Here is a 20,023-nt window from a genome sequence, read left to right as displayed (position 1 = left end):
TATTTATTCTATAGGGAGGCAAACAGAATGAAGAAAATAAAAGGGTATCAGGTTGCGCTAGCGGGATTACTGACATTTGCAGGTCTGACACAAGAAGCAAAAGCATTACCAATGTTCACGACACAAACAGGTATGGACTGTACAGGATGTCATACACAGATCATGCCAAGACTGAATAAGTTTGGTAGAAAATTTGCCGCATCGGGTATGACGATGAGCCAACAAGTTGAAAATATGGATATTAATCCATCAGTCTTGATCAAATCTAAATATGCGAAAACATGGGATAAACCGGATGGAAAAGGTGCTATTAAAGAAGGTGATACCAATGATGGTGATTTTTCACATATACGTATGGCAACGATTTATCTAGGTGGTCGATTGACAGAGAACATAGGTGGTACACTTAATCTAGGTTATAGACAACACGAGGGTAGGTCGATCTCAGGAAGAGTGACCTATGCCAATGCTGTAGAAGATGGGTATTGGGGTATTACAGCATATTCAAATAACAGTCAGGGACCATTCTCAGGAATGGAATTCTATAATACAGGTTTGTACAAACCTCTAAGGATGTTTGACAATAAGGTCTATAGCAATGCAGCTCAAACGACGAAAGCCTATTCAAAAGGTGCAACAGGGTTACAACTATATTATGATAGAGATAATCTTCTAAATAGTGGAGACCACTTTTTTATCACTGCGGGTATTTACACACCTACACAAGATAATGCATACATAGATATGAATGATAATATCTTACCCTTTGCAAGAATAGCGTATGAACATCCTATAGGAGACTATAACGTTATGTTGGGCGCATTTATCATATCGGGTGGAGACACTGTTACAGATACTGAGACACTTAGTATGAAAAGAGAAACATATGGTTTCGATATACAGATAGAAGGTGATATAGCAGATAGAGAAGCCTCTTTGACAGTGACAAATATTCTTAAAAATAAAATTGAATTTACCGGTATTGGTGCACAATCAGATGACTCTGACACGGAAGATAGTTATAATTCGGCATTCTCTGTAGAAGGAGCTATTAGTATTACGCCGACCATTGTTACAAAAGTAGGCTATATGACATATAATGATGAGTTTGACTATCGGTATACTGGAAAAAATTCTAGACCATTGAAAATTAATGCAAAAGACCTTGACTCTGCTATCAATGTAGGTTTGGATTATGGATTTAATCTGATCAATAAAGATATGAAACTTGCGGTTGAGTATGCATGGATGAACCCATCACTGGATAGAGTTGAAAATTATCAGAGTTTTATGACGACACTTACTTTGCCATTCTAGAGCGATGGGTGGACAAAGAGATGGTGGCCGAGGTCACCACTAAAAAAGTACTATATATGAAGGGTATCTGTGACTTACAGTACCCTTACTCCTAAAATAGCTACTTATTCAGCCCATGAATATAGTTAGCAAGCCCATGCACCTCTTCTTTGGTATATTTGTTCATAAAATCTTTTTTTACACTTTTAACAAAAGGCATCGCTTTCCTTTCTCCTGATGCATAGTTTATGAGCGCTTTTTCTATCTCTTCGACCGGCATCTCTTTGATCGACCTAGAAGTTCCCATAGCTTTCATATCTCCGTTTGCACCGTGACAGCTTGCACACTTTTGCACATAGATATTCTGTGCAGGTGATGCAGAAAGAACACTTACTGCTAAAAGTGATACGCCTGTTTTTATGAATCTCATACTATTCCTTTTTAACTAAATTAGGTTTATTATATATTTATATCATTTGGATTCAGGTAATCTGTCTTGCTTATTTGTAACAGTGTGCTAGAATTTTATAGATAGTACAAGGCTATTTATAAAGGGAGGAAGAATGATAAAAATAAATAGACATAGTTTAGTAGCAGTGGGTATACTTGGATTCATCAGTTTGACAAGTGAAGTAAAAGCTTTGCCTCTGTTTGCTACACAGACAGGGATGGACTGTACTGCATGTCATATACAGCATATAGAAAGGCTCAACAAGTTCGGTAGAAAATTTTTGGCTTCAGGTATGACTATGAGCCAAAAATTTACAGATGCGAACAGCAGCGGTTCGGACATCAATCCATCGGTGATGTTCAAGTCCATCTATGAAAAAACAGACAATAAACCGGGTAAATCAGGAAAGGTCAAAGATACGATCGTGACCAATGACGGTATCTTATCTGTACCTAGAACCGCTGCACTCTATGTAGGGGGAAGGTTAACGAACAAACTTGGGGCCCTTGTCAACCTTTCTTATAAAGCGCAAAGGGACAATGCCATTTCCGGGAAAATGGTCTATGCCGAAGAGATACAAGATGGATATATGGGATTGGCAGCATATTCTACCGCTGACTTTGGCCCATTCTCAGGTATGGAAATTTACAACTCGGGTCTCTACAAACCGTTTAGAACGTTTGATATAAGAAGACTCTCCAATGCACTCCAGGCAACGGGGATAGGTTCTGGTGCGGCAACAGGACTGCAGGTTTACTATGACATAGATAGTGCATTGATCGGTGGCGATCATCTGTTTGCAACCGTAGGTATGTATGCTCAAGGCCAGGACAATAATCAACTGGAGCTTACAAGCAACCTGATCCCTTTTACCAGAATCGCCTACGAATACCCTCTAGGAGCTTATAACCTTATACTGGGCGGATTTGTCATGAACGGTGGAGATACGGTAGATGCTACAAGTTCTCTCAGCATAGAGCGTAAAACGTATGGAATGGATTTCATGGTTGAAGGTTACATCGGTGATAAAAGTGCTACTTTGACGATGAGCAAGGTCTTTAAAAATGAAGTAACTTACACAGGGATGGGTGCGGGCTCAACCAGTGACGTTGATAACCTAGATAATGAAGCATTCTCTGTAGGAGGAGAAGTGAACCTTACCCCGGATTTTGGTGTGAAACTCTCTTATCTTACAATGAATGATCGTTATGATTATGCGGATGGTGGAAAGGGTGAACTGAAGAAGGTCAATGTGCAAGATCTGGATCATGCCATCACTGTGGGTATGGACTACTCGTTCAAGTACTACCTGCCTATGAAGCTTTCGGTAGAGCATAGCTGGGCTAAACCGTCAAGATCAGATATAGAAGACTATAGGGACTTCCTGATCAGTTTCAATATGCTGTTTTAAGAAATAAGTATAATTTAACATTGACTTAACATTTATTTAGTAGAATAAATGTGTATAGTTTGAAAGTGGAGGAGACAAATTATGAAAAAAAACTATAAAAATAAAATTTTAGGTATGAGTGCTGCGGCAGCAATGCTGCTTAGCTCAAGTGCATATGCAGGGAAGATCATTACAGATACTGATACACAAGGTTGGAATGAATTGACCCAGTATGGTTTTGGTGGATGGAACTTAGAGAATGTAGTTGTGAATATTACAAGTGATCAAAACTTTAGTAATATTATTTATGGTGATATTTTCCCTGATCCTACGAGTACGGATGGCAGTTATCCGACAATGGATGATACAATGTCTTTTGAATCTATAATTAGTGTTGGTGGTGAAGAGAGAGGTAAGCTTCATGGGAAAGACTGGCCGGTAGGTGAACCCACAGGTATCAAAATTATCAATGGTGATTTGAATACACACAATGGAAAACCTGAAAATTGTATCATGACAACTTCATACTTGGCAGCAGAAGATAATGGAGGGATAAATGGATATCTTGACAGTGATACACCAGCACCTACAACATGTTCAAGTCCATTCCAGACACATAAACGTTTCAAGGTCAATATGACTGAAAATACGGTTGTAGATCATAATACTACCACTGGATATGGAAAGCCTGTAGAGCTTGTATTTAATCTTGATCCAACTGATGAAAGTACTGAAAATACTAGATATCAAGTTTTCCAAAAGATCAATAACTATACTGGCAAGAGATTAGAGGGATATAAGATCGAAGTATTAGATGAGAATGGAACAGTAAAACCTGACGATCTTACACTTTCTATTGGACTTCTTGAAAATCCTAAAGCAACAGGTGATGTAAATATTTGGGATGTGGAGGATATGGCAAACTTTTCTCATGGCCTATGGGGACCTAAAACATACGAAGAACCAGAGCCACATTTTCCTACAGATGGTTTCTTTGATTCAAAAAGAGCAGGTTTTGTTGTTGCTGAGTCAGGACATGGAACACCAGAACTCGTAGGTGGGCCTGATACACTGGGCAGTAATTATGAAGCACTCTTTGGTATGTGGTTACCTTCCAAATGGCAGCCAATCGGTATATTCTTTGATGATGACAATGATCCAACTACTGATGCAGAACTTGTAGCGTTCTGGGGTACAGTACCAAATGCACCTGAAGGTACAGCTCCTGCATGGCATAAGGGTAAGGATTACGTAAATGATGCTAATAGTTGGGCTGAGCCTTCACCGGAGGAGTTACTGACTTGGATGACTGATCCATTGTATGCACAAGGAAATATTGAAGATACACTTAACTTAGGGTTAAATTATATTGTGAATGTTGGGAAAAATTCTAATATAGGTGATACATTTACTATACGTATTACACCACGTGTTGCAGCAGATCAGACAGCTCCTAATTATATTATGGATGATAATGTAACGTATATTATGCCATCGACAGATTATAATGGTACAGATACACATCTTGTTATCAGTCCGGCACCGTATTTTAATCTAGATACTAACCTATCTGTGGGTGTAGCAGATACTAATGTGACAGGGGCGACTGATAGTGTAATCGATGAAGTAATAGTTGTACTTACAGCAAGTAATGGTGATGAAGAAAACCTTACACTGACAGAAACGGATGTTAACAGTTCTATATATGTGGGAACTATAGCGACTGATACAAATACTGTTGCTACACAGGATACAATCGTTAATGTGGTGAATGGAACTGTTGTAACAGCTACCTATAAAGGACTCACTGCAGAAACTACAGCAACAGATGGAATTGTTACACCACCAGTTACAGATCCAGATCTAGTTCCAAGCAGCGGTGGTGGAGGTTGTACATACAACCCTGACAGCAAGCACTTTGATATGATGTTCTTAGTAATGATGGCTCTTGGATTATTCTATCCATTCAGAAGAAGATTTATCAAATAGTCTTCTCCGTGAATAAAACACATATACAATATGGAGCAGCTATTCTAGCTGCTCCTCTTTTTGTTCTTTTCTATAACTACATTTTTCAACATCAATCAGTTGATATAGAACGATTATTTTCCGATACAAACTCTCTTTTTTTTCTTATCGTATTTTATCCGGTGATCGAGGAGTTGGCTTTTCGTGGGGTAATACAGGAGTATATCGCTTCAAAAACGGAACAATACCCTTCCATTTTCTTTTTGACAGTGGCTAATATAATGACATCAGTACTTTTTGTTTTGATACATTTTGTACATCATACACCTGTTTGGGCACTGTTGGTATTTGTGCCTTCTTTGATCTTTGGGTATTTTAAAGATCAGTATAATAACATAGTGCCTAGTATATTCCTGCACATGTTTTATAACTTCTGTTCTGTGTTTATGATCATATCGTAAGATACAGGCTTAGATACACATCGCCTGTTTGATCTTTTCCTGGTTGAGCTTTTTGATGAGCTTTGTGGAAAGTTCACCGTAACGCTCTTCGTCAAGATTGAGTTCAGATTGTATCTTTTCTTGCGGCACTTCATCTGCCCATGATCTTAAGAGTTTGAACTCTTTTTTAGTCAGTTTTACCTTGAGTACTTCCATGAGCTCTTCTGGCTCTTTAAGAGGGTGTACTAGCTTTTTAATGTGTTTTTCTATCTCTTCGTTTAGTGTTGACAATGTTTTTCCTATTTTGAAATTTGCATAATGAGAAGATACCCGATACCTGCAAGCAGTATGGTACCAAAAAGGTTAAGCGCCATGTTGGCAAAGGCATGGAGGTAATGTCCTGCTTCCAGTAAAAAGAAGCTCTCTATAGCGAAGGTAGAGTAGGTGGTCAGTGCACCTAGTATACCTGTCACTAAAAACGTTTTTACATGAGGTGACAGAGAAGTGTTCAGATGGAAATAAGCAAAAAGCATACCTATGATCAGACTTCCTATGAAATTCACTGCCAATGTTCCCAATGGAAGTGCATGGATAAAGTGCTTATTGACTGCCCCGTTGATAAGCAGTCTCAGTGTGGCACCTATAGCACCGCCGCTAGCGACTGCAATGATTGTTGCTAAACTCGTCATCTATAACCTTTTGCATGTTTTCTCTAAGTGTATCAAACCACTCTTTATCATCACTGTCCACAGTAAAACTAGGTAAAAAGGTATATTTTACAGTACCGCTGTGAGCGGTCCGGACATGTTCATTTAAGACCCATTTACTGCCTGTGATAACGATGGGCTGTATACGCAACCCCAGCTTCTCTGCTATGAGCTTAGTGCCTTGTTTAAAAGGAAGTAAAGGCTGTTTATTTGTTCTGGTACCTTCAGGGAAGATAGCTACAGGACGATGGTAGACCTCTTTAGACTCTTGTACATCTTTGATGAGTTTTATTAAACCGGCTTTATTTTGACGGTCCAGTGAGATCATCTCTCCATGACGTAAAAGATTACCGAACCATGGTGTCTCAAAAAGCTCTTTCTTAGCAACCCAGCGAAGATGGTTATTCTGCAAAGCTTCAAGTCCGATGATATCTACGATTCCCTGGTGGTTCATGACATACATATCTGCACTGGTATCCATCGTGCCTTCCTGGGCCAATCTGCCACCCATCATAAAAAGCGTCAGACGGTTGATGTGATGCACAATGGTACTTTTGTACTTACCGAACAGCATTAAAGCAGGTATCATAAAAACAGCGGTATTAAATGAGATGACAAATGCACCCCAGTAAAACCTAATGGTCGCAAAGATCTTCATTTTTGATCCATCCTATGACACCTTCTTTGTATTCCACTTTTTTAAAGCCATCACGTTCACTCAGCAGCATGGTGTCAAGCTTCTGGTCTATCTTTGTACTGACCGTACTAGTATGTGTCGGTAAAATATAAAGTGGGGCACCTTGCTTTACACATATTTTTTTATGCGGAATATAAAAGGTCAAAAGGGTGATAAATGAAACAACACCAAAAACCAGATAGAAGAAATCTCTTTTAAATAAGAACATGATAAAAAAGAAACCGACCAGAGACATGAATGTATACTTTTTTAATTTTTCAAAACTGTCTTCTTTAGGATTTAGATCAGACTGTGTCGTTACAGAAGCATCTACCACTTCTACAGGAACTTCTAAAAATTCATACTGTTTTTTGATCGTGTTGAAATAGGCAAATTTAAGCAGTTTGTCTTCTACAGGTAGTACGACGTAAAATTCACCCTCTACCTTTGCAAAATCACGTTTGATATTCTCTACACCGGACTCTTCTACTTTGTCAAGTTTCATATCTTCAAGGTTGGCTTCAAAGGCTTCTACGGAGAGGGTGACGATATGACGCTTCTCATCGTAGTTTGATACTTGTGAATTTTTGATCTTCATATCAGCTGCAAGTACATGACAGAACTCTTCATGTGGTTCAAGAGACTCTATAAAAACGGTATTGGGTCCAAGTGAGTGCTCTCCGCTTTCAGAAGAGATGAATAGTCTTGGAATACGTATATCCACATTTGAAGCTTTAAAATAAAAAGTATAGAAACTATCCGGACCATTATGGATGGTAAGCGGCTCTTTGAAAAGAGGTTGTATTTTACTTGAACTGTCAAAAGTGAATTGACGTTTACTTTCAGTTTTTTCACCAGGAGCGATAACGGTGACAGGGAAGAGTTGGTTCTCATATACCTTTTTTGGCATATAACTGTATTTAAATTCGTTCTGTGCACTGAGTAGCGTAGTATAAGCGAATATGAGTGCTATGACTAGCCATACAGAACGAAAGTGTTGCATTATGCTTCAAAACCTTGAAGCATACGTATACCGTCTTCACTTCCGAGTATTGCTTCTAAAGCACGCTCAGGGTGAGGCATAAGGCCAAATACATTTTTGGCTTCATTACATACACCTGCTATGGATGTTACCGAACCATTCACTACTACAGGATTACCTTTCTCATCTGAATAACGAAGAAGTATCTGTCCATTGGCTTCGAGCTTTTTAAAGCCTTCCTCATCGATATAATAATTACCGTCAGCATGAGCGATAGGGATGTTCAATACTTCGCCTTTCTCACATTTATTTAAAAATGCATTGTCATTGTTGATGACACAAAGTGTTTGGTGTTTCGAGATGAAGTGAAGGTTGTTGTTACGTTTCAATGCACCAGGAAGTAGTCCTGCTTCTGTAAGGATCTGGAAACCGTTACAGATACCCAGTACTTTACCACCGGCATTTGCATACGTTGATACGGCTTTCATGACAGGTGAAAATCGTGCAATAGACCCTGAACGCAGATAATCACCATAAGAGAATCCACCAGGTACAACCACAAGATCGATATCTTCTGGAAGTTGCTCGCTTTCATGCCATACAAGCTCTGTGGTATGTCCTAACTTTTCAAAAGCATACTGTGTATCAAACTCACAGTTTGTTCCCGGAAATCTTAATACTGCTACTTTCATATTAGTTTATCTCTATTGTATAGTCTTCGATAACCGTATTGGCAAGAAGTGTCTCACACATCTCTTTTACTTCAGCTTCAGCTGCCGCTTTATCTTCTGTATCCAGGTTAAGGATGATCTGTTTACCGATACGTACATCATTTACTCCGGCAAACCCTAAAGAGTCAAGTGCATGGTGCGCTGCTTTACCTTGCGGATCTAGAACACCTTCTTTTAAAAATACATTTACTACTGCTGTCATTACTATTCCTTATCTGTTTTTAATTCTGTCTAATACTTGTCTGTAGGCTTCAGTGAGTCCGCCCAAACCTTGTCTAAATCTGTCTTTGTCGAGCTTTTCGTCTGTTTTGGCATCCCAGAGTCTAAAGTTGTCCGGACTTAGTTCATCGATAAGGATGATATTTCCGTCCTTATCTCTACCGAATTCGATCTTGAAGTCTACCACTTTAATGTCAAGTCCTGCATAGAACTCTACAAGCAGTGTGTTGATCCTTCTTGCCATGTAACGAATATAATCAAGTTCGGATTCGTCATTGACCAGGTTCAAAATAAGACAGTGTTGATCGTTTAATTTCGGATCTCCAAGTGCATCATTCTTATAGTCAAATTCAACCAGCGTGAAAGGAAGTACGGTTTTGTCTTTAATACCAAGATTTTTGCTGAGACTCCCTGTAGCAATATTTCTTACGATCACTTCGATCTTGATCACTTCTGCAGCCTTATGAAGCATGTTGTTTTCATCTATAGTATCTACATAGTGGGTAGGGATACCTTTTTCCTGCAGATATTTGAAGAGTTCTGTTGATATCTGGTTGTTAAGGGCACCTTTGCCTTCTTCTGATGATTTTTTTTCACCGTTAAATGCAGTCAGGCTGTCTTTAAATTCGGAAATAAGAAGATTGTCATCTTCTGTTTTCCAGATTTTTTTTGCCTTACCTTCATACAAAAGTTCAGTCTTTGGCATTATATTTTTCCTTTAGTTGTGATGATCAAAGCTTTTAAGATGTCTACAGCACTTTTGAGTTGCAGATCTTTATATATCTGCTCTTCAGTGATGATCGTGTTATCTGTTTTTGTTGCGTTGGTTTCTGTATTTGGCTCGGTCTTGGATGAATTGGTCGTGCCATTGTTGATCTTCTCAAGCTCACTTTGTAGGTGCTTTTTGAGATCTTTTTCCTTAAGCATAGCAGAGTCTTCAATAAAATCTATTTTTCCAAGGGGTACAGTAATGTCAGGTGTTACACCCACTGCTTGTATCGTCCGTCCGCTCGGAAGGTAGTAACGCGCCACGGTAAGCTTCAGTGCTTCATCTGCACCTATTGGCATCACGACTTGAACAGAGCCTTTTCCAAATGTTTTTTCTCCAACGAGCACAGAACGGTTAAGGTCCTGAAGCGCCCCTGATACGATCTCAGAAGCAGATGCGGATCCTCCGTTGATGAGTATAACGATAGGTGTATCTTTGTCTGTACCCTTTTTGGTCGCTTTATACTCTATATTTTCACTCGCTACTTTTCCTTTTTGACTGACGATCACACCCTCATCAACAAAAAGGTCTGCAAGTCCGACAGCCTGGTCAAGCAGTCCCCCGGGATTATTTCTTAGATCCAGGATGATACCTTCGGTATCTTTGTTATCTTTGATAGCCTCCTGGACACCCTTAACCACTTTTTGGTCAAAAGAAGTGACATGGAGATAGAGTATATTATCTTCTATGGTCTTTGCATAGACAGACTGGATCTTAATGATGTCTCTGGTGATCTTCACTTCGAGAGGTTTGGCTTCACCTTTACGGATGATCGTTAGTACCAAAGAAGTTTTAGGTTTTCCTCTCATCAGTTTTACCGACTCATCGATACTCATACCGATAGTGGCTGTATCATTGATCTTCAAAATGATATCACCGGCTTTGATCCCCGCTTTATCTGCAGGTGTATCACTGATAGGGGCGATGACAGTCAGTGCACCGTCTTTCATACCTATGGAGATACCCAAACCTCCAAATTCACCTTTTGTCTGGACAGAGAGGTCTTTGAATTCCTTGGTGTCCATGAAAGAGGAGTGAGAATCGAGGTTGGCCATAAGACCTTTGAGGGCTTTATCTACAAGGTCTGTAGTATTGACATCATCTACATATTGACTCTCAATGACATTAAGAATTTGTGTAAATTTGATGTAGGCTTCCAGCTTTTCTTTGGCTGTAGAAGGTGCATGTGTTTTTGTAGCAGTATCTTTAGCCTGGGCGAAAGATCCAAACATGTATGCCACGCTTAAAGTGCTTACAAGTCCCGCAACAATAACTTTTTTGCTTTTCTTAATCATTAAGGTGATGTCTCCCTATGAGAATTGGTTTATAATTTTATTTAAAAACATCTAAGAGGTTGCTTTGAACGCTCAGTATTACTATACATAAGGAAGGTTAACCGTTTTTTATCTAAGAAGACAAACTCTTCTCGACCATACGTTTCAATTGCTTCATTGTAGCGGCTGAACTCTCCCCGCCATAAGAGACGGCTTCATAATAGCTGTCGACCTCTTTTAGTGCACTATTTTCCGGATGATCTTTCATATACCGTAAGAAGTACTGGTGCATTGTTTCATCTTTTTTTCTGATGTACCCTTCTTTCCTGAGTCTCTTTACAAGAGGTTCAATGATACAAAGTATTTTATGTCTGCAGCGAGGACGACGGAAATATGCAGTAATGCTGAAAGTGATCAAAACCAGGACCAGTAAAGAGAGTACAAAAAGTAAGACAAATCTCGGATTATCTTTTGCATACTGGATCAGTTGAAGTTGGCGGATATGACTGTAGTAGAGTATCCATGTCTCTACCTGATATTTTACATACATCAGATAGAGATTTACTCTTTCGATCAATGTCTTATCTTTTTGATTGGTATCCGTACCCAATAATTGAGCTGATTCCCCGTCTATTGCTGATGCGGTATTCGTTGTCTCAATTCTCACCCAGTGTTCATTGATATAGAGTTCGGCCCAGGCATGTGCATCACGCTCCTTTACGGCCAGATAATTATTGAGACTGTTGGTTTTGTCCGCCTTATAGCCTGTGACGATCCGCGAAGGTATCCCTGCCATGCGGGCCATGGTTACAAATGAAGATGCAAAATGTACACAATAACCCAAACGTCTGTCAAATAAAAAACTGTCTGCAGAGTTATTGATATCAAGTGCCTTCGGTTTTAAACTATAGGTCAATGACTGGTTTTGAAAGAAGTTGACAAGAGCAGAAGCTCTTTTATCAGTTTTTTTATAGTGGTTTTTGATTTTTTGTGCTTCCCGGTACGTTTTGGGATTGCGTTCTGGATCAAAATGTGTTGAAGCATCAAGCGTATCTTGGTCCAGATCATCATGAAATGTAGGAGTTAACACAGAACGTGCAGTATAATGTAGTGGTGCTTTTATAGGTTTTTCTACGGTACTTATGAGATCACTGTCCAACTCTGAATCATTAACTGCCTCCACAGGCATATCCAACAGATAGATCCAGCGTTTTTGTGTGGGGTACAAAGTCACTTTATACTCTACTGTTTCTCCCTGCATAGGATGATAGGTTCTGTTTTCTCTTTTGATATACTTAGGCAGTGTTTCCCAATGATCTTTTTTATCCACATAGAGTATACTTCCCCTGAAATAGAGTTTGTTAGACGAAGGGACCTCTTTATCAAAACCCACTTCCATGACAATTCGGTCTGAAGGGACCAGAAGGGCTTTAGAATCCAAGAACATTGTACCGTCATGTCCCATACGCTGTATCTTTTCACCTTTGAATCCGTAGTCTGCATGATCAAACGAGATACGGGGAAAGAAGATAAAAAGTACAACCACCCAAGGCAGAGAATACATAAACATAACCATGCTTGACCGGAAGCTCTCTATCATGTCACCGTCCATTCGGTGTGCCAGCAGAAGCCACAGTAGAAAGAAAATTTCAAATATGACATATGAGAGCATGACAATACCATGAAAGAAAAACAGGGACAAAGCCAGGAATAACATAGGGGAGAGCAGTAGATAAAAGTTGATCTCTTTTGTCAGTCTCTGCATGGAAACCACGATGATCAGAACATAAACGAGCAACTCCAGAAAAAGTTTTAAACGTGAGAGACCCCTGAATGAAAAGAGCCCGTACATTGACAGATAGAGTGCCAAAAGACCCATCAAAAAGACAAAAAGTATAAGATATTTGTCTGCAGGTGTTTTCTTGAAGAAGAGCAATGCTAACACCATGAATGAGAAGAGCAGCATAGGTACTTTCAGTATGAGCATCAGAGGAAAGAGCACGATAATGTAGGCTGTGTCTAAAAGCGCTAAAGGAGAGAGTTTAGTATCTTGCAAGTGTTTCAAGGATAACATCCGTACTCTCCTTTGCTGAATTTAAGACTCTGCTTGGCATCTGTATCATGAAAGGCAGGTTTTGTTTTTCACACTCGAGTACCCATAAACAGAGCTGGGATAAACGTGATTCATCATTTGTCGCTGCTGTATAAAAATTGAAAACCAGTTTAGGTGTCCGTGTCTCTTTACTGAAGACCTTGACGGACATCTCTCCTTTTGCCACAGATGCCCAGTGGATATGGGAAAGTTTTTGTGACCCGTCATAGGTACGCAGGCCGTCAAACTCTTTTTCCTCCCCGTAATGGTTCTCTTCCTGCTGTAAAAAGTCATGAAGGGAGATGCCTTTGGGCTGGGGGTAGACCATTCCTTGATAGGAGTCATCTATCTTCATGACCAAACGTACGGTTGAAAGAGGATATTTACTTTCCAGGTAGCAGCCTGTATGGGTAAAACTGCCGCGTTTTTCGGGCAGTACAGGCAGCTGCACGATCGTTGATGCATCACCTTTAATCGGTCCGAGCGGTATGGAAGTATCTTCATGACGGAGCATGACAGACCATGATGTTGTTGCTGAATCATTATTTATTTGCATAGAAAGATGACCCTCTTGATGTGCAAAAAGACGTCCGGAACGTACATAAGAGGCTTTAAGGTGTCCAAGATTCAAGATCCCTATCGGCCCTGCAGAAAATGCAAGAGAAAAGACAAAAAAAAGCGTAATGTACACAAGGTTGAAATCATGCATATAGGCTTCTAGAAAAAGCCCGAAAAGCAGAACTACTACAACTGCACTGTAGCGCGTAGCGTGCTGGTCTATGCGTTTATATATCTGAGCGAACGTGCGTAAAGATTTCATCATGTATACGTTTGGCTGTGGTGGAACCTTCTTTAAACTGCAGGCGGTGTGAGCAGACAACAGCAGTGACTGCCTGCAAGTCATCCGCAGTGGCATAGGTACGGCCCTGAAGCATTGCCCAGGATCTGGTCATGGCGGTCAGAGAGAGTGCCCCGCGTGTAGAGAGTCCATACTCAAATACGCCGCTCTCTCTTGTATATGCGATGATCTCCTGAAGAAAATCCAATAGTGTCTCACTCAGCGTGACCTCTGAAGCCTGTTTCATGTAGCTTTCTATCTGCTGGGGTCTCAGAAGGGTTTCGGATACAGCGGAACTGTGTCCTCTTTCACCTTTTAAGATCTCTCTTTCCGATACACTGTCAGGATATCCAATGCCAAATGAACACATAAAACGGTCCAGTTGGGAGGTGGGCAGAGGAAAAGTACCTACCTCTTCATGTGGATTTTGTGTCCCTATGACAAAGAAAGGTTTGGGTAGAGTATGCAGTGTTCCGTCTATGCTGATGGACCCTTCTTCCATAGCCTGGAGCAGGGCAGACTGTGTCTTAGGCATGGAACGGTTGATCTCATCGGCCAAAAGAAAAGAGGTAAAGATAGGCCCCTTTTTAAAGATAAAAGCGCCTTCTTTCTGGTTATAGTAGTTGACCCCGAGTATATCTGATGGAAGCATGTCAGAGGTGAACTGTATACGGCCAAAGTCCAGTCCTAAGACTTGAGAGAGATGTTTTGCCAATGTGGTTTTCCCCACACCGGGGATATCTTCTAAAAGCAAATGCCCGCCTGCAAAAAAAGTCGCCAAAGATAAAGCGATCGTCTCTCTTTTCCCCACCAAATGGGTCTCTATAGCATCAATGAGAACGGTAAATTCTGAAGCAATTGTGTAATTCATAGATATATCATAACGTAATTTACTTTGAAAGATTTTCTGGTTTCAGAATTTTTATAGATCTATCTAAATTGGAGAAATATAATTGCACATATACTACACGAGAAGTAAGTATATTATTAAGATGAATACCATAGATAACACTACATAAATCATTTTATTAAATAAACTTGACAATAAGTGACTAAAGGTTGTATAATAATTCAAATCTAATACATTTTAAGGAGTTATTCTATGAGTATACTGGAAAAATTAACCAACCAAATGCAAGGTACGATCGAATCGGGGGTATCTTTAGCATTACATAATAAAAATCAAGAAGTAGAACCTATACATTTACTTTGGGCACTGCTTACGAATTCCGGATCTATCTTACATCAGGCGCTTAATAAAATGAATGTTGATAAGGCAGCCATTGAATTAGAGACAAAAAGTATTGCCAATAAATTACCGACAGTCTCTTCTGTGACCAAAGAGAACATTAAACTTTCACAAAACCTGGTACGTACTTTACAAAATGCAGAAGGTGTGATGGCTGCAAACGGCGACCAGTATCTTGCTGTTGATGCATGGCTTATGGCAAATGTAGGAGAGAGTTTTATCCGTGATACCATGTCAAAATATCTTGATATCTCTGAATTTGAAAAAACGTTAGAGAGTATTCGAGGCGGAAAACAGATAGACTCTCAAAGTGGTGATGAAACCCTTGAAGCACTTGCGCAGTATGGTATCGACCTGAACCAAAAAGCGCTTGACGGTGAGCTTGACCCAGTTATTGGTAGAGATGAAGAGGTACAGCGTATGATGCAGATACTCATTCGTAAAACCAAGAATAACCCTATACTTATCGGTGAACCGGGTACCGGTAAAACAGCTATCGTAGAAGGACTGGCACAAAGGATCGTTAATAAAGAGGTTCCTCTCAGTCTTCAGAACATGCGCGTGATCTCACTGGATATGAGCAGACTGATCGCCGGTGCAAAGTACAGAGGTGAGTTTGAGGACAGACTCAAAGCCATCGTGGATGAAGTCAAAGAGGCAGCCAATGTCATTTTGTTCATCGATGAGATCCATACGATCGTCGGTGCAGGCGCAAGCGAAGGAAGTATGGATGCGGCAAACATCCTTAAACCGGCCCTGGCACGTGGTGAACTCCATACGATCGGTGCAACGACACTCAAAGAGTATAGAAAGTATTTTGAAAAAGATGCTGCACTGCAAAGACGTTTCCAGCCTGTGAAAGTTGATGAACCTAGTATCAATGAAGCGTTGCAGATCCTTAGAGGTATCAAAGACAAGCTCGAAGCGCACCATAATGTCAATATCACAGATTCTGCGTTAGTCGCCTCGGCAAAACTGAGTGACCGTTACATTACGGACAGGTTCTTGCCGGATAAAGCCATAGACCTGATAGATGAAGCTGCAGCGGAACTTAAGATGCAGATAGAGTCTGAACCTATGGATCTTGCAAAGTCTAAACGTGATATATCGACACTTCAGGTTGAAAAAGAGGCACTTAAGATGGAGGAGAGTGATAAAAACTCTACACGTCTGGAAGAGATAGAAAAGGAGTTGGCAGATCTGGAAGAGAGACGTGTATCGCTTCAGAATCAATTTGACAATGAAAAGAATGTCTTCAATGAGATCGCTGAGATCAAATCAAATATTGATTCACTTAAAACACAGGCAGAACATGTAAAAAGAGAAGGTGATTTTAACAAAGCAGCAGAGATCGAATATGGTCAGATCCCAGCACAGCAAGAGAAGTTAAAAGGTCTTGAAGAGAAGTGGAACCAGATGATGTCTGAAGGTACACTGCTTAAGAATTCTGTGGATGAAGAGATGATCGCCAGCATTGTAAGCCGTTGGACGGGTATCTCGGTCAGCAAGATGCTGCAGGGTGAAAAAGAGAAGATCCTTGCGATAGAAAGCATTCTCAAAGAAGAGGTAGTAGGGCAGGAAGAAGCACTCAAAGCTGTTGCACGTGCCATTAAGCGTAATAAAGCAGGTCTGAGTGATATCAACCGTCCTATCGGTAGCTTTATGTTCCTTGGTCCAACGGGTGTAGGTAAAACACAGGTGGCTAAAACACTTGCAAAATTCCTATTTGACTCAGAGAAGTCACTGATCCGTATCGATATGAGTGAATATATGGAGAAACATGCTGCCAGTAGACTTGTAGGGGCACCTCCGGGATATGTCGGTTATGAAGAGGGCGGACAACTGACTGAGGCAGTGAGAAGAAAACCTTATTCAGTCGTACTCTTTGATGAGATAGAAAAGGCACACCCTGATGTCTTCAATACGCTCTTGCAGGTACTCGATGATGGCCGTTTGACGGACAATAAAGGTGTCACGATCGATTTTAAGAACACGATCATCATCATGACGTCGAATATCGCATCTGACAAGATCATGACCATCACAGACAAAGAAGAGAGAAGAGCAGCGGTAAATGATGAATTGAAACGAAACTTTAAACCGGAGTTCCTCAACCGTCTGGATGACCAGGTGATCTTTAATCCACTTGACCTTGATGCCATTACGAGCATCGTGGATATTTTATTTAAAAGTATCCAAAGTAAACTTGCTGAGCGTGATATCAGTATCACTCTGACAGACAATGCTAAAGCATACATTGCTGAAGCCGGTTTCGACCCTGTCTATGGTGCTCGTCCATTAAAAAGAGCGCTCTACGAAGTGGTAGAAGATAGGCTTGCAGAACTCATACTTGAAGATAAGGTGGTTGAAGGTTCATCAGTAAGCTTTGATGTTGCAGAGGGTGAGATAGTCGTTCATATCTCTTAACCCACCAAAAAAACCTTTTTGGTCATACCTATTTAAGGTATGACCTTCAATGATAAAAGCGGTGAATGATATATTCATAGGCCAGCTTTATCATCTGTTTCTTTCTCTATTTACCTATTTCTTTGATACCTTCTAAAAGCCCTGATATTTTTCAAATGTTCGTCATAGGTTACCGTAAAGTCATGCGTACCATTTTCATTCAGCATAAAGAAAATATAATTGCTTTTTATTGGTTTCACGGAAGCTTTCAGGGCATCTAAAGTGACTGTACTGAGGGGATGTGGCGGTAAGCCACTACGTTTGTATGTATTATAGGCACTCTCATCACTTCTGATACGTTCCGGTGTAACGATGGTATGTGCATAGGGGCCATAATTGAGCGTACCATCCATCTGCAACCGCATACCTTTTTCAAGACGATTGTGGATTACTGAAGAGATCAGTGGCATCTCTACTATAGAATTACTCTCTTTTTGTATGATGGAGGCGATGATATGGACCATTTTCAATTCGTACTGTTGTGGAGATGTTGCAAAATACTCTTTTACAAATGTGTTTAATGTTTGTCTGGATTTATAGAAGATGTAACGCATCGTTGTATTTTCATCTGCTTTACGAGCAAGGGTATAGCGTTGGGCCAGTATATCTGATTCTTTAAACCAGGCAAGTCTATTGTATGTGTTTAAAAGTTGTTCCTGATCGAGTTTCATATCATTCGCAAGACGGGCGGTAAGTTCTTCTTTCGTTTCACCGGCATAGACCACCACATCCATAAGTTCATCTGTTTTTTGTTGATAGAGATGTTGGAAAAATAAAAAGCGTCCCTGTTCAGATGGCTCAACACTGTACCATCCCACTTCGGGAGTTTTTCTGAGCTTTAACATCAGTTTATCCATCCAGGTAACTTCGTAGCCGTTTGTTTTGAGTGTTTTGATCACGTCATCTAGGTTTGACGAAGAGATATAGAACGTTTTGGTTCCTTCATTGATCGGAATAAAATTATAAGCAATAGGAATCAGTAATAGTAGTATGTAGAGTTCAAAGTAAAGAACAAAATTTCTGTATAGATCTAAAAGTATCTTTTTCATAACTGCCTATGACTTTATAGTTGATTTTATTTGACCATTATATCAAAGTTGTATAATTTGGTATGGATATATGTCAAATTGTCATACATATGAAGTGTTATAGAGATGCAAAGTGTCTAAAAAGGAGAGATATCCATGATTCCGTTTAATCATTTGGGTTGGATATTCAAATACATCGGACCAGCCATATATCCCCGTAAAGTACGAGTGTCTCTTTGCACTTTTTTAATACCACTTCCAAGATCTGCATCGGTACTGGACCTTGGTGCAGGAACCGGCATTATGAGTGAGTTTGCGTATGCATGTAGAAGCGATCTTCGATTTACAGCAGTTGACCCTGCCGAGGGTATGTTGAAATATTCTGCTGAATATATACAAACACATAAAGCCGTTGCAGAAAGACTCCCTTTTGAAGAAAATAGCTTTGAGGCGATCCTGATCGGTGAAGCACTGCATCATTTTGTTGATATTGAAGCATCAATAGATGAGATCGTACGTGTACTTAAGAAAGAGGGAAAACTCTTTATCTATGATTTTGATTCGAGTACCTTTATAGGTAAAGTGCTCTGCAGGGTGGAAAAAATATTGGGTGAACCCGGTAATTTTTTCACACCTGGAAGACTGGAAGAGATACTGAGAAGTCACGGTTTTTCAGTATCTATACGTCAGTATGGCTGGCGATATACCATTGATGCCAAATTATCAGTCCAATAAAAAAATCTAAAATCCAGTGAGGTGAGCTACTGAATTTTAGGGAGTGAAAAATAAAACAGAAAACCTCATAAAGTTATATATTCTATAAGGTTTTGATAACTTCATTATTTTGTACATTTTACATAGTTGGTTAATACATCTTCCCATGCTTTGTCAGAATCAAAGTTATCAACCAAAGCACTTTTTGACTGCTCCCCTAAGAAAGCACGCATACCATGCTGAATCATATAATTTGGATAATAGGCTGGTTTACCTAATTCTTTCAATGCACTACATATTGTATTTAGCTCACCATTGACCTTTTTCAGTGCTAATTGAAACTCATTCGTATCAGTTTCATTTAAATTGCCTAAATAATTCATTCGTAAAACAGGAATTGCTTGATGCGCAGTCTGGTCTTTGACTCTATATGCATCGAAACGTCCATATGCCAATGCGGTAAAATAGAGTTCACCGGCTTTTTGATAATCTGATTTCTCAAGACACTTTGCAATCCCAACAAAAATATCTGCAGGAGTGTTTGTATTGGTAAGTTCTTTTACTTCAATACAATTAGTTGGGTATTTTGATTCTAAATTGCCTTTTGTCTCAATATTATAGATCTCAGCATTTGCTGTAACAACACACAATGTAGTAAATACATATAAGAATTTTTTCATGCGTAATGCTCTCCAAAAGTTTTTATTGTAACTGTCATATTGCAGCGTTGAAG

General features: G+C 39.8%; 20 protein-coding genes. 6 read left to right on the top strand and 14 right to left on the bottom strand.

Annotated features, from left to right (window positions below; all coding sequences use genetic code 11):
- Nucleotides 1-27: 27 nt before the first annotated feature.
- On the top strand, nt 28-1,317 hold the full coding sequence (locus tag MN086_RS05820; protein ID WP_248575073.1) for a hypothetical protein: 1,290 nt from the start codon (nt 28-30) through the stop codon (nt 1,315-1,317).
- 100 nt (nt 1,318-1,417) lie between these two features.
- On the opposite strand, the gene MN086_RS05815 is transcribed toward MN086_RS05820, so the two are convergent.
- Complete coding sequence (locus MN086_RS05815) at nt 1,418-1,726, bottom strand: c-type cytochrome (RefSeq protein WP_248575072.1); 309 nt, start codon at nt 1,724-1,726, stop codon at nt 1,418-1,420.
- 133 nt (nt 1,727-1,859) lie between these two features.
- On the opposite strand from MN086_RS05815, the gene MN086_RS05810 reads away from it, so the two are divergent.
- From MN086_RS05810 to mrtJ, 3 genes are all read left to right on the top strand, one after another.
- Entirely contained in the window at nt 1,860-3,158 is a 1,299-nt protein-coding gene (locus tag MN086_RS05810) for a hypothetical protein (RefSeq protein ID WP_248575071.1), read from the top strand.
- Between the two features lie 81 nt (nt 3,159-3,239).
- Nucleotides 3,240-5,126 (top strand): choice-of-anchor F family protein, encoded by a 1,887-nt coding sequence (locus MN086_RS05805; RefSeq protein ID WP_248575070.1) that lies wholly within the window; start codon nt 3,240-3,242, stop codon nt 5,124-5,126.
- Nucleotides 5,127-5,134: 8 nt separating this feature from the next.
- Nucleotides 5,135-5,566: a JDVT-CTERM system glutamic-type intramembrane protease gene (mrtJ, locus tag MN086_RS05800; RefSeq protein ID WP_248575069.1), complete on the top strand. Its 432-nt coding sequence runs from the start codon at nt 5,135-5,137 to the stop codon at nt 5,564-5,566.
- Between the two features lie 9 nt (nt 5,567-5,575).
- Here the strand turns inward: mrtJ and MN086_RS05795 are convergent, their stop codons facing one another.
- The 11 genes from MN086_RS05795 to MN086_RS05745 all read right to left on the bottom strand — a co-directional run bounded on the left by MN086_RS05795 (nt 5,576) and on the right by MN086_RS05745 (nt 14,704).
- A complete protein-coding gene (locus MN086_RS05795) occupies nt 5,576-5,836 on the bottom strand; it encodes a hypothetical protein (RefSeq protein ID WP_248575068.1) in 261 nt (86 codons plus the stop codon).
- Nucleotides 5,837-5,844: 8 nt separating this feature from the next.
- Nucleotides 5,845-6,234, bottom strand: a complete 390-nt coding sequence (crcB, locus tag MN086_RS05790) for a fluoride efflux transporter CrcB (RefSeq protein WP_248575067.1) — start codon at nt 6,232-6,234, stop codon at nt 5,845-5,847.
- Complete coding sequence (locus tag MN086_RS05785) at nt 6,200-6,910, bottom strand: 1-acyl-sn-glycerol-3-phosphate acyltransferase (RefSeq protein WP_248575066.1); 711 nt, start codon at nt 6,908-6,910, stop codon at nt 6,200-6,202. The genes crcB and MN086_RS05785 overlap by 35 nt, the downstream gene beginning before the upstream one ends.
- On the bottom strand, nt 6,888-7,931 hold the full coding sequence (locus tag MN086_RS05780) for a hypothetical protein (RefSeq protein WP_248575065.1): 1,044 nt from the start codon (nt 7,929-7,931) through the stop codon (nt 6,888-6,890). The genes MN086_RS05785 and MN086_RS05780 overlap by 23 nt, the downstream gene beginning before the upstream one ends.
- Nucleotides 7,931-8,602 carry a phosphoribosylformylglycinamidine synthase subunit PurQ gene (purQ, locus tag MN086_RS05775; protein WP_248575064.1) on the bottom strand — a complete coding sequence of 224 codons (672 nt, stop codon included), beginning with the start codon at nt 8,600-8,602 and terminating at the stop codon, nt 7,931-7,933. The genes MN086_RS05780 and purQ overlap by 1 nt, the downstream gene beginning before the upstream one ends.
- A gap of 1 nt (nt 8,603) precedes the next feature.
- A complete protein-coding gene (gene purS / locus MN086_RS05770; protein ID WP_248575063.1) occupies nt 8,604-8,843 on the bottom strand; it encodes a phosphoribosylformylglycinamidine synthase subunit PurS in 240 nt (79 codons plus the stop codon).
- A gap of 9 nt (nt 8,844-8,852) precedes the next feature.
- Complete coding sequence (gene purC / locus MN086_RS05765) at nt 8,853-9,566, bottom strand: phosphoribosylaminoimidazolesuccinocarboxamide synthase (protein WP_248575062.1); 714 nt, start codon at nt 9,564-9,566, stop codon at nt 8,853-8,855.
- Complete coding sequence (locus tag MN086_RS05760) at nt 9,566-10,924, bottom strand: S41 family peptidase (RefSeq protein ID WP_248575061.1); 1,359 nt, start codon at nt 10,922-10,924, stop codon at nt 9,566-9,568. Before MN086_RS05760 ends, purC begins: the two co-directional genes overlap by 1 nt.
- A 112-nt stretch (nt 10,925-11,036) precedes the next feature.
- A complete protein-coding gene (locus MN086_RS05755; protein WP_248575060.1) occupies nt 11,037-12,977 on the bottom strand; it encodes a DUF3488 and transglutaminase-like domain-containing protein in 1,941 nt (646 codons plus the stop codon).
- Entirely contained in the window at nt 12,946-13,815 is an 870-nt protein-coding gene (locus MN086_RS05750; protein WP_248575059.1) for a DUF58 domain-containing protein, read from the bottom strand. Before MN086_RS05750 ends, MN086_RS05755 begins: the two co-directional genes overlap by 32 nt.
- The gene (locus MN086_RS05745; RefSeq protein WP_248575058.1) at nt 13,781-14,704 is read right to left on the bottom strand and encodes a MoxR family ATPase; all 924 of its coding nucleotides are present in this window, start codon (nt 14,702-14,704) and stop codon (nt 13,781-13,783) included. Before MN086_RS05745 ends, MN086_RS05750 begins: the two co-directional genes overlap by 35 nt.
- Nucleotides 14,705-14,935: 231 nt before the next feature.
- Between MN086_RS05745 and MN086_RS05740 the strand changes: the two genes are divergently transcribed.
- Nucleotides 14,936-17,509, top strand: a complete 2,574-nt coding sequence (locus MN086_RS05740; protein ID WP_248575057.1) for an ATP-dependent Clp protease ATP-binding subunit — start codon at nt 14,936-14,938, stop codon at nt 17,507-17,509.
- A gap of 110 nt (nt 17,510-17,619) precedes the next feature.
- Here MN086_RS05740 and mltG read toward each other — a convergent pair whose 3' ends face one another.
- Nucleotides 17,620-18,597 (bottom strand): endolytic transglycosylase MltG, encoded by a 978-nt coding sequence (gene mltG, locus MN086_RS05735; protein ID WP_248575056.1) that lies wholly within the window; start codon nt 18,595-18,597, stop codon nt 17,620-17,622.
- A gap of 135 nt (nt 18,598-18,732) precedes the next feature.
- Here mltG and MN086_RS05730 point away from each other — a divergent pair, with 135 nt between their 5' ends.
- Nucleotides 18,733-19,311, top strand: coding sequence for a class I SAM-dependent methyltransferase (locus MN086_RS05730; RefSeq protein WP_248575055.1), 579 nt, complete (start codon nt 18,733-18,735; stop codon nt 19,309-19,311).
- A gap of 104 nt (nt 19,312-19,415) precedes the next feature.
- Here MN086_RS05730 and MN086_RS05725 read toward each other — a convergent pair whose 3' ends face one another.
- A complete protein-coding gene (locus MN086_RS05725; protein WP_248575054.1) occupies nt 19,416-19,970 on the bottom strand; it encodes a hypothetical protein in 555 nt (184 codons plus the stop codon).
- Nucleotides 19,971-20,023: the final 53 nt, after the last annotated feature.

This window comes from Sulfurovum sp. XGS-02 (assembly GCF_023213175.1).
GTDB lineage: Bacteria > Campylobacterota > Campylobacteria > Campylobacterales > Sulfurovaceae > Sulfurovum.
This window is presented reverse-complemented; position numbering and strand designations above follow the sequence as displayed.

What these genes read in the sequence shown, in the direction of transcription:
- purS (WP_248575063.1), bottom strand. Translation starts at nt 8,843, where the DNA reads ATGACAGCAGTAGTAAATGTATTTTTAAAAGAAGGTGTTCTAGATCCG.
- MN086_RS05785 (WP_248575066.1), bottom strand. Translation starts at nt 6,910, where the DNA reads ATGAAGATCTTTGCGACCATTAGGTTTTACTGGGGTGCATTTGTCATC.
- purQ (WP_248575064.1), bottom strand. Translation starts at nt 8,602, where the DNA reads ATGAAAGTAGCAGTATTAAGATTTCCGGGAACAAACTGTGAGTTTGAT.
- MN086_RS05805 (WP_248575070.1), top strand. Translation starts at nt 3,240, where the DNA reads ATGAAAAAAAACTATAAAAATAAAATTTTAGGTATGAGTGCTGCGGCA.
- crcB (WP_248575067.1), bottom strand. Translation starts at nt 6,234, where the DNA reads ATGACGAGTTTAGCAACAATCATTGCAGTCGCTAGCGGCGGTGCTATA.
- MN086_RS05780 (WP_248575065.1), bottom strand. Translation starts at nt 7,931, where the DNA reads ATGCAACACTTTCGTTCTGTATGGCTAGTCATAGCACTCATATTCGCT.
- MN086_RS05820 (WP_248575073.1), top strand. Translation starts at nt 28, where the DNA reads ATGAAGAAAATAAAAGGGTATCAGGTTGCGCTAGCGGGATTACTGACA.
- MN086_RS05750 (WP_248575059.1), bottom strand. Translation starts at nt 13,815, where the DNA reads ATGAAATCTTTACGCACGTTCGCTCAGATATATAAACGCATAGACCAG.
- MN086_RS05755 (WP_248575060.1), bottom strand. Translation starts at nt 12,977, where the DNA reads ATGTTATCCTTGAAACACTTGCAAGATACTAAACTCTCTCCTTTAGCG.
- MN086_RS05740 (WP_248575057.1), top strand. Translation starts at nt 14,936, where the DNA reads ATGAGTATACTGGAAAAATTAACCAACCAAATGCAAGGTACGATCGAA.
- mltG (WP_248575056.1), bottom strand. Translation starts at nt 18,597, where the DNA reads ATGAAAAAGATACTTTTAGATCTATACAGAAATTTTGTTCTTTACTTT.
- MN086_RS05725 (WP_248575054.1), bottom strand. Translation starts at nt 19,970, where the DNA reads ATGAAAAAATTCTTATATGTATTTACTACATTGTGTGTTGTTACAGCA.
- purC (WP_248575062.1), bottom strand. Translation starts at nt 9,566, where the DNA reads ATGCCAAAGACTGAACTTTTGTATGAAGGTAAGGCAAAAAAAATCTGG.
- MN086_RS05810 (WP_248575071.1), top strand. Translation starts at nt 1,860, where the DNA reads ATGATAAAAATAAATAGACATAGTTTAGTAGCAGTGGGTATACTTGGA.
- MN086_RS05760 (WP_248575061.1), bottom strand. Translation starts at nt 10,924, where the DNA reads ATGATTAAGAAAAGCAAAAAAGTTATTGTTGCGGGACTTGTAAGCACT.
- MN086_RS05730 (WP_248575055.1), top strand. Translation starts at nt 18,733, where the DNA reads ATGATTCCGTTTAATCATTTGGGTTGGATATTCAAATACATCGGACCA.
- MN086_RS05745 (WP_248575058.1), bottom strand. Translation starts at nt 14,704, where the DNA reads ATGAATTACACAATTGCTTCAGAATTTACCGTTCTCATTGATGCTATA.
- MN086_RS05815 (WP_248575072.1), bottom strand. Translation starts at nt 1,726, where the DNA reads ATGAGATTCATAAAAACAGGCGTATCACTTTTAGCAGTAAGTGTTCTT.